The following is a 5,473-nucleotide window of genomic DNA, read 5'->3' as shown; positions in this document are numbered from 1 at the left end:
ACCGCCGCCCGGCAGCGCTGGTCAGAGCCGGCCGACATCATCGACGGGCTCGAAGAGGCCGGCGTCCGTGCGATCGCACAGTCGGCGCCGGCATCCGTCTCGATCAGCGACGAGCTGTTCGAGGTCGGCCGGGCCGTCGCGAGCGACGCACAGCTCGAGCTGGCCCTGCGCAGCAAGCTCGCCGACCCGGCCGCGAAGGTCGGCGTGGTCGAGCGCCTGCTTCAGACGAAGGTCTCCGCACAGACCGTCGCGATCGTGCGTCAGCTCGTCGCGGACCCGCGCGGCCGCGGCATCCGCGAGTCGCTGCGCTGGGCGCAGCAGACGGTCGCCGACCAGAAGCAGGCCGTGCTCGCGACCGTCACCAGCGCGCAGCCCCTCACGGCCGCTCAGCTGGACCGCCTTCGCGGCGTGCTCTCGAAGCGCTACGACAAGGCGATCGCCTTCAACACCGTCATCGATCCCGAGCTCATCGGCGGCCTGCGCGTGCGGGTCGGCGACGACGTCATCGACTCGAGCATCGCCACGCGTCTCTCCGACGTGCGGCTCCAGCTCGCATAACACCGGTCTTCACCGCTGAGGCCAGCCGCCTCGCTTACAAAAGGAACAACATGGCAGACATCTCCATCAGCCCCGACGAGATCCGGGACGCGCTGAAGGACTTCGTCACGTCGTACGAGCCCAGCAAGGCGACCGCCACCGAGGTCGGCCACGTGCTCGACGCCGCTGACGGCATCGCCCACGTCGAGGGCCTCCCGGGCGTCATGGCGAACGAGCTGGTCCGCTTCGCGGACGGCACCCTCGGCCTCGCGCTGAACCTCGACGAGAACGAGATCGGCGTCGTCGTGCTCGGCGAGTTCGCCGGCATCGAAGAGGGCCAGGAAGTGACCCGCACGGGCGAGGTCCTCTCGGTCGCCGTCGGCGACGGCTACCTCGGCCGCGTCGTCGACCCGCTCGGCAACCCGATCGACGGCCTCGGCGAGATCGCGACCGAGGGCCGCCGTGCCCTCGAGCTGCAGGCCCCCGGCGTCATGCAGCGCAAGTCGGTGCACGAGCCGATGCAGACCGGCATCAAGGCGATCGACGCCATGATCCCGATCGGCCGCGGCCAGCGCCAGCTCATCATCGGCGACCGCCAGACCGGCAAGACCGCGATCGCGATCGACACGATCATCAACCAGAAGGCCAACTGGGAGTCGGGCGACCCCGACAAGCAGGTGCGCTGCATCTACGTCGCGATCGGCCAGAAGGGCTCGACCATCGCCTCGGTGAAGGGCGCCCTCGAGGAGGCCGGCGCGATGGAGTACACGACCATCGTCGCGGCCCCCGCCTCCGACCCGGCCGGCTTCAAGTACCTCGCGCCCTACACCGGCTCGGCGATCGGCCAGCACTGGATGTACGGCGGCAAGCACGTCCTGATCATCTTCGATGACCTGACCAAGCAGGCAGAGGCCTACCGCGCCGTGTCCCTGCTGCTGCGCCGCCCGCCGGGCCGCGAGGCATACCCGGGTGACGTCTTCTACCTGCACTCGCGTCTGCTCGAGCGCTGCGCGAAGCTGTCCGACGAGCTCGGCCACGGCTCGATGACCGGCCTTCCGATCATCGAGACCAAGGCGAACGACGTCTCGGCGTACATCCCCACCAACGTGATCTCGATCACCGACGGCCAGATCTTCCTGCAGTCCGACCTGTTCAACGCGAACCAGCGCCCGGCGGTCGACGTCGGCATCTCGGTTTCGCGTGTCGGCGGCGACGCGCAGCTGAAGCACATCAAGAAGGTCTCCGGCACGCTGAAGCTCGAGCTCGCGCAGTACCGCTCGCTCCAGGCGTTCGCGATGTTCGCGTCCGACCTCGACGCGGCCTCGCGCCGCCAGCTCGAGCGCGGTGCGCGTCTGACCGAGCTGCTGCGCCAGCCGCAGTACTCGCCGTACCCCGTCGAAGAGCAGGTCGTCTCGATCTGGGCCGGCACGAACGGCAAGCTCGACGACATCGAGGTCGAGGACATCCTCCGCTTCGAGAGCGAGCTGCTCGATCACCTGCGCCGCAACACGAAGGTGCTCGACACGCTGCGCGAGTCGGGCCAGCTCTCCGACGACACGGTGGCCGAGATCTCGTCCGAGATCGACAAGTTCAAGCTCGAGTTCCAGACCGGCAAGGGCCAGCCCCTGGCCGCTCCCGGCACGGAGCAGCACGAGGCGCTCGACGCCGAGGCTGTCGAGCAGGAGAAGATCGCCGGGAACCGCTAGTCATGGGCGCTCAGCTTCGCATCTACCGGTCGAAGATCCGGTCCGCGCAGACGACGAAGAAGATCACCCGCGCGATGGAGCTCATCAGCGCGAGCCGCATTGCCAAGGCGCTCGCTCGCGTGAACGAGGCGGGCCCCTACACGCAGGAGATCTCGAAGGCGGTGGCGCTCGTCGCCCACCGCTCGAACGTCGAGCACTTCCTGACGACGGAGCCCAAGGAGATCAAGAGGGCGCTGATCGTGGTCTACACCTCAGACCGCGGCCTCGCGGGCGCGTTCAACTCGCAGGTGATCCGCCAGGCGCTGCAGCTCGAGACGCTGCTCAAAGAGCAGGGCAAAGAGGTCGTGTGGTACCTCGTCGGCCGCAAGGCCGTCGGCTACTTCGCGTTCCGCCGTCGGGAGTACCTCGAGAGCTGGACGGGCGAGACCGACCAGCCGTCGTTCGAGCTCGCGAAGGAGATCAGCGACAAGCTCATCGAGCTGTTCACGCGCGACGAGTCCGAGGGCGGGGTGAACGAGATCCACGGCGTGTTCAACCAGTTCGTGAGCTCGATCACGCAGACCCCGCGGGTGCGCCGCCTGCTGCCCCTGCAGGTCGAGGGCAAGCTCGAGGACGACTCCCTTCCCGACGTCGACGGCGTGGCTCCGCTGTACGAGTTCGAGCCCGACGCCGAGACCGTGCTCGACCGGCTGCTGCCCGCCTACGTCGAGAGCCGCGTGTTCTACGCGCTGCTCCAGTCCGCGGCGTCCAAGCACGCCGCGACGCAGAAGGCGATGAAGTCGGCATCCGACAACGCGGACAAGCTGATCACCAACTACACGCGCCTCGCCAACAACGCGCGTCAGGCCGAGATCACGCAGCAGATCTCCGAGATCGTCGGCGGTGCCGACGCGCTCGCGTCCTGACCACAGAAGCCTGTTCGAGAGACAGAGAGAGACAACAATGACCATCACCGCCGAGACCCCCGGCACGGGCGCACAGGTCGCGCCCGGCGTCGGCCGCGTTGCGCGCGTCACCGGTCCCGTCGTGGACATCGAGTTCCCGCACGACGCGATCCCCGAGGTGTACAACGCGCTCAAGACCACCATCAGCTTCTCGGGCGACGAGGAGGAGGCGCACGAGATCACGCTCGAGGTCGCTCAGCACCTCGGTGACGACCTCGTGCGCGCCATCTCGCTGAAGCCGACCGACGGCATCGTCCGCGGCCAGGAGGTGCGCGACACCGGCGCCCCGATCTCGGTGCCCGTCGGCGACGTGACCAAGGGCCGCGTCTTCGACGTGACGGGCGAGATCCTCAACGCCGAGCCCGGCGAGAAGATCGAGATCACCGAGCGCTGGCCGATCCACCGCAAGGCGCCGTCGTTCGATCAGCTCGAGTCGAAGACCACGATGTTCGAGACCGGTATCAAGGTCATCGACCTTCTGACGCCGTACGTGCAGGGCGGCAAGATCGGCCTGTTCGGCGGCGCCGGCGTCGGCAAGACCGTCCTCATCCAGGAGATGATCCAGCGCGTCGCGCAGGACCACGGCGGTGTGTCGGTGTTCGCCGGCGTCGGCGAGCGCACCCGTGAGGGCAACGACCTGATCCACGAGATGGACGAGGCCGGCGTCTTCGACAAGACCGCTCTCGTGTTCGGCCAGATGGACGAGCCGCCGGGGACGCGTCTGCGCGTCGCCCTCTCGGCGCTGACCATGGCCGAGTACTTCCGCGACGTCCAGAAGCAGGACGTGCTGCTCTTCATCGACAACATCTTCCGCTTCACGCAGGCGGGCTCCGAGGTGTCGACGCTGCTCGGCCGCATGCCCTCCGCGGTGGGCTACCAGCCGAACCTCGCCGACGAGATGGGTGTTCTTCAGGAGCGCATCACCTCGACGCGCGGCCACTCGATCACCTCGCTGCAGGCGATCTACGTGCCGGCCGACGACTACACCGACCCGGCCCCGGCGACCACCTTCGCGCACCTCGACGCGACGACCGAGCTCTCGCGTGAGATCGCCTCGCAGGGTCTGTACCCCGCGGTCGACCCGCTGGCCTCGACCTCGCGCATCCTCGACCCGCGCTACATCGGCGAGGACCACTACCGCGTGGCGACCACCGTGAAGCAGATCCTGCAGAAGAACAAGGAACTGCAGGAGATCATCGCGATCCTCGGTGTCGACGAGCTCTCCGAAGAGGACAAGATCACGGTCGAGCGTGCTCGCCGCATCCAGCAGTTCCTCTCGCAGAACACCTACATGGCGAAGAAGTTCACGGGTGTCGAGGGCTCGACGGTTCCGATCAAGGACACCATCGAGTCGTTCGACGCGATCGCCCGCGGCGACTTCGACCACGTCGCCGTTCAGGCGTTCTTCAACGTCGGCGCCATCTCCGACGTCGAGGAGAAGTGGGCGCAGATCCAGAAGGAGAACGCGTAGGCCATGGCGAAGCTGCTCAACGTCAGCGTGGTCGCCGCAGACCACAAGGTCTGGTCGGGCGAGGCGGCCATGGTCGTCGCCAAGACCACCGACGGCGAGATCGGCGTTCTGCCCGGTCGCGAGCCGGTGCTCGGCCTGCTCGCGAGCGGCCAGGTGCGCCTGACGCTGCCGGGCGGTGAGCGCATCACGGCGAACGCCGAGGGCGGTTTCTTCTCGGTTGCGGCCGACATCGTCACGATCGTCGCGTCGCGCGCCGAGCTGGTCTAGCCGCTCAACCTGTCTCTCTCACGGAAGTCCCGTCCCGCTCGTCGGGGCGGGACTTCCGCGTTTCCCACGCTGGTCGAGTAGGTCGCTCTGCGACCGCATCGAGACCCCTTCCTCGCAGGAATCCCGTGCTCCTTCTGCTTCCCCCCTCCGAGACGAAGCGCCCCGGCGGCGCTCCCGGCACCCGGCTCACCCTGTCGAAGCTGCGTTACCCGATGCTGACGGATGCCCGCCGCGCCACCCTCGACGCGCTCGCTGCCCTCGCAGAGGACCACGACGCCGCGGTGGCCGCGCTCAAGCTCGGGGTGAAGCAGCATCACGAGGTCGCGAAGAACCGGGTGCTCGAGGAATCCGAACTGCTCCCCGCGGTCGATCGCTACACCGGCGTGCTCTACGACGCGCTCGACGCCGGGTCTCTGCCCGCGACGGCGCGCGAGCGCCTCGGCCGACACGTGGTCATCCACTCGGCGGTCCTCGGCCCGGTCGGCGCGCTGGACGGGATTCCCGACTACCGCCTCTCGCACGACTCCCGTCTTCCCGGCGTGCGGCTC

The 5,473-nt window shown here is 68.2% G+C and carries 6 protein-coding genes; all 6 read left to right on the top strand.

The features are described from left to right. The coding region (atpH, locus tag ACM2XV_RS11690; protein ID WP_487027042.1) for an ATP synthase F1 subunit delta at positions 1-558 on the top strand (558 nt) is incomplete at its 5' end. A gap of 50 nt (positions 559-608) precedes the next feature. After that, positions 609-2,243 carry a F0F1 ATP synthase subunit alpha gene (gene atpA / locus ACM2XV_RS11685; RefSeq protein WP_344773247.1) on the top strand — a complete coding sequence of 545 codons (1,635 nt, stop codon included), beginning with the start codon at positions 609-611 and terminating at the stop codon, positions 2,241-2,243. A gap of 2 nt (positions 2,244-2,245) precedes the next feature. After that, entirely contained in the window at positions 2,246-3,148 is a 903-nt protein-coding gene (locus ACM2XV_RS11680; protein ID WP_344773245.1) for a F0F1 ATP synthase subunit gamma, read from the top strand. Positions 3,149-3,185: 37 nt separating this feature from the next. Then, on the top strand, positions 3,186-4,658 hold the full coding sequence (gene atpD / locus ACM2XV_RS11675; protein WP_344773243.1) for a F0F1 ATP synthase subunit beta: 1,473 nt from the start codon (positions 3,186-3,188) through the stop codon (positions 4,656-4,658). A gap of 3 nt (positions 4,659-4,661) precedes the next feature. Further along, complete coding sequence (locus ACM2XV_RS11670) at positions 4,662-4,925, top strand: F0F1 ATP synthase subunit epsilon (RefSeq protein WP_344773241.1); 264 nt, start codon at positions 4,662-4,664, stop codon at positions 4,923-4,925. 125 nt (positions 4,926-5,050) lie between these two features. After that, a partial coding sequence (gene yaaA, locus ACM2XV_RS11665; RefSeq protein ID WP_487027041.1) for a peroxide stress protein YaaA occupies positions 5,051-5,473 on the top strand: 423 nt, incomplete at its 3' end.

Source organism: Gryllotalpicola sp. CP2-P1 (assembly GCF_057512245.1).
The sequence above is the reverse complement of the archived record's forward strand: the minus strand, read 5'-3'. Positions and strand labels throughout refer to the sequence as shown.

What these genes read in the sequence shown, in the direction of transcription:
- atpA (WP_344773247.1), top strand. Translation starts at nt 609, where the DNA reads ATGGCAGACATCTCCATCAGCCCCGACGAGATCCGGGACGCGCTGAAG.
- ACM2XV_RS11680 (WP_344773245.1), top strand. Translation starts at nt 2,246, where the DNA reads ATGGGCGCTCAGCTTCGCATCTACCGGTCGAAGATCCGGTCCGCGCAG.
- atpD (WP_344773243.1), top strand. Translation starts at nt 3,186, where the DNA reads ATGACCATCACCGCCGAGACCCCCGGCACGGGCGCACAGGTCGCGCCC.
- ACM2XV_RS11670 (WP_344773241.1), top strand. Translation starts at nt 4,662, where the DNA reads ATGGCGAAGCTGCTCAACGTCAGCGTGGTCGCCGCAGACCACAAGGTC.